Raw genomic sequence first — 2,843 nt, forward strand, 5'->3', positions numbered from 1 at the left:
CAACACCCCCCGGATCATCGATGACAGGGCAAGACAGCCATACCAGGGCCAGCGACCAGATCCTCTGGTGAGGACCTACCAATAAATGTAACGGGTGTTGTCACCGGGCCTGGTGGCGCCAGCCGACCGCTGATAGGGACACGGCCCAGCAATGAGGTCTCTTCGTAACGTGGGTGCCGGCAGCTGACGCATCACCAACCATGGCGACCGTCGCTTCGATGCAAGGATGGTGGTCATCATGGAACAGATCGGCTTCGACATCTGGTGCGGGTTGGACGTGGGCAAACAAGCCCACTACGCCTGCGCGCTGGATACTGCCGGCAAGAAGGTCTTCGACAAGCCTCTGCCGCAAGACCAGGCCAAACTCGAAGACTTGTTCACCAAGATCCAAACCCATGGACGAGTGCTGGTGGTCGTGGACCAACCGAACACGATCGGCGCGCTGCCAATTGCGGTCGCGCGCTCGATGGGCATCACGGTTGCCTACCTGCCCGGGTTGGCGATGCGACGCGCAGCCGACCTCTACCCCGGCAACGCGAAGACCGACGCCCGTGACGCGTTCATCATCGCCGACACCGCCCGCACGATGCCCCACACCCTGCGCCGCGTCGACGCTGGCGAGGAAACCCTCGCCGAACTCAAGGTATTGGTCGGCTTCGACGAAGATCTTGCGGCCGAGGCGACGCGGTTGTCGAACCGCATCCGAGGCCTGCTCACCCAGATCCATCCCGCACTCGAACGCGTTGTCGGACCGAGGTTGACCACCAAGCAGGGCTTGGCGGTGATCGAGCAGCTCGGCGGCCCGCAAGGCATGGCAGCCGCATCGAAGTCCAAGCTGCTGCGCATCATCACCAAGGCCTACCCCCGCAACGCCCCACCCTTCGCCGACGCCATCACCACCGCTCTCGGCGAGCAGACCGTCGTCGTTGCTGGCACGGCTTCGGCAGAACAGGTCCTGCCGAAGCTGGCCGCGTCGTTGCGTCAGGTCCTGGACCAGCGCGCTGAGCTCGCGGTCCAGGTCGAGAAAGTGGTTGATGCTCACCCTCTTGCCGAGGTCCTGACCTCGATGCCAGGCGTCGGGGTCAGGACCGCAGCACGGATCCTGCTCGACGTCGGCGACGCCTCACAGTTCCCCACCGCCGGCCACCTGGCCGCCTACGCCGGCCTAGCACCAGTCACCCGACGCTCCGGAACCTCGATCCGCGGCGAGTTCCCCGCACGATCCGGAAACAAACACCTCAAACGAGCCCTCTTTCTGTCCTCATTCGCAGCCCTCAGATCTGACCCCATCAGCCGGGCCTACTACGACCGCAAACGCGCCCAGGGCAAGAAGCACAACGCCGCCCTCATCTGCCTCTCGAGACGCCGGTGCGACGTCCTGTTCGCGATGATCAAGAACCGAGAGCCCTACCGGGCTCCCGCGCCGGCCCCAGACCCCTCACCAATGCCCCTCGCTGCTTGACAAGAACATAGGGACCCCCAAGAGCGGAAGGCCAGCCTTGACACTGCACCAGAAAAGGAATTTGGACTCGACCGCGCCGCTTCTCTGAGCAGAGGAACTTACGTTGAAGTGTGCTCAACGGGGTCGTTAGCCATGAGCGGGAGGCGAACGTTTTCCTGGCACATCTGCCAAGCCACGACCTGGGATCGTGAACTCACATTGAGCTTTCTGAAGAGGCGTCGAATGTATGTCTCGACCGTGCGCTCGCTTAGCCCAAGTCGCACCCCAATCTGATAATTAGTTAGACCCTGAGCGACGAGACGGGCAACCTCTTGTTCTCGTGGGCTCGGCGCAGCATGCGCCCCAGCTTGACGGCCGTCAAGGGAATTCGGTTCTAGGCCGAGGGAGACAAAAGCTCGATAGTGATCCTCGAGGGCAACAATAACTATAAGTTCTTCGAGTTCGGCGAGTGCTTGACGTCCGCGTTTTTCAGAGAACGTGAGGAGTGGAAGCAACGCAGTCAGTCGAAACGGACTGCCTGAGATGCTCGCGGCGACCGCCACTGCGACGGCATCATCTGAGAGTCCACCAATTTCGTCCACCAGTTTGAGACCCAAGCCGACGCGTTCTCGCATGCAGTCAACCACCGCGCAAATACGGGGCCAGTCAAATTCCTCGCCCTCGTTTCGCCTCATGCACTCTGTAAGAGCATCGCAAAATGGCTCTAGGTTAACGAGACCCTTGACCTCAGAAACTCTCTTAGAGGCTGCTGCACGATGAAAACGCTTCGTCACAATCGGCCCTTCCAGTGCCGCTATCCGAGGGTTCCCCAAGAGAAGATCGTGCGTTGGTCCTGCGTTCGCGATCCGGAGCCGCAGATTGACGTAGACCCTTGCGCACCACAGCTCAGGCTCGGTGAACGCTCTTCGCTCCACCGCACAGCAGCTCGCGGGTTCGAGAGCTTCGTGCTCGCGTCGGCAACAGTCCCCATGCCGCATACATACAGGCCAACCCGTATCATTGTCAACCATAGCCCCGTCCGTGCATTCCCGGACTACAACTGTGCCTTGCCACGTACCTACGGTGAGAATGCGAGAAATCGCAGCTCCGACTTTCCGGGCGAACAGCGTCCGGAGGAGTGCAGATCAAGGAGGTTGAGTCATGCGTCTCACCAGCACCGAAATCGCCGAGCAGCGGACGCTCGCGCACAACGACGACGCCGGCGTGCAGATGGTGGTCCCTGCGGGCACCACTGGCACCACGACCGCCGCGGTCGTCACCGTCGACGACGAGTGAGTCGACGCCACCGTAGTTGAGTCCCTCATAGTGGTGTAGCGGGGTGGTCGTGCTGGACAGCAGGGCGGTCACCGCGTGATCCTCGAGTTCATCTTCTACAACTCAC

3 protein-coding genes are annotated in these 2,843 nt (G+C 61.6%); 2 read left to right on the forward strand and 1 reads right to left on the reverse strand.

All coding sequences use genetic code 11. From position 1 onward, the window contains the following. The first annotated feature begins 226 nt into the window (after window positions 1-226). On the forward strand, window positions 227-1,462 hold the full coding sequence (locus BSZ39_RS12490; RefSeq protein WP_170957839.1) for an IS110 family RNA-guided transposase: 1,236 nt from the start codon (window positions 227-229) through the stop codon (window positions 1,460-1,462). 98 nt (window positions 1,463-1,560) lie between these two features. Here BSZ39_RS12490 and BSZ39_RS15175 read toward each other — a convergent pair whose 3' ends face one another. Further along, the gene (locus BSZ39_RS15175; RefSeq protein WP_083603356.1) at window positions 1,561-2,472 is read right to left on the reverse strand and encodes a response regulator transcription factor; all 912 of its coding nucleotides are present in this window, start codon (window positions 2,470-2,472) and stop codon (window positions 1,561-1,563) included. Window positions 2,473-2,602: 130 nt separating this feature from the next. Here BSZ39_RS15175 and BSZ39_RS14875 point away from each other — a divergent pair, with 130 nt between their 5' ends. Next, on the forward strand, window positions 2,603-2,737 hold the full coding sequence (locus BSZ39_RS14875) for a hypothetical protein (RefSeq protein ID WP_255407897.1): 135 nt from the start codon (window positions 2,603-2,605) through the stop codon (window positions 2,735-2,737). The last annotated feature ends 106 nt before the right edge of the window (window positions 2,738-2,843 follow it).

The organism is Bowdeniella nasicola (assembly GCF_001907295.1).
GTDB lineage: Bacteria > Actinomycetota > Actinomycetes > Actinomycetales > Actinomycetaceae > Bowdeniella > Bowdeniella nasicola.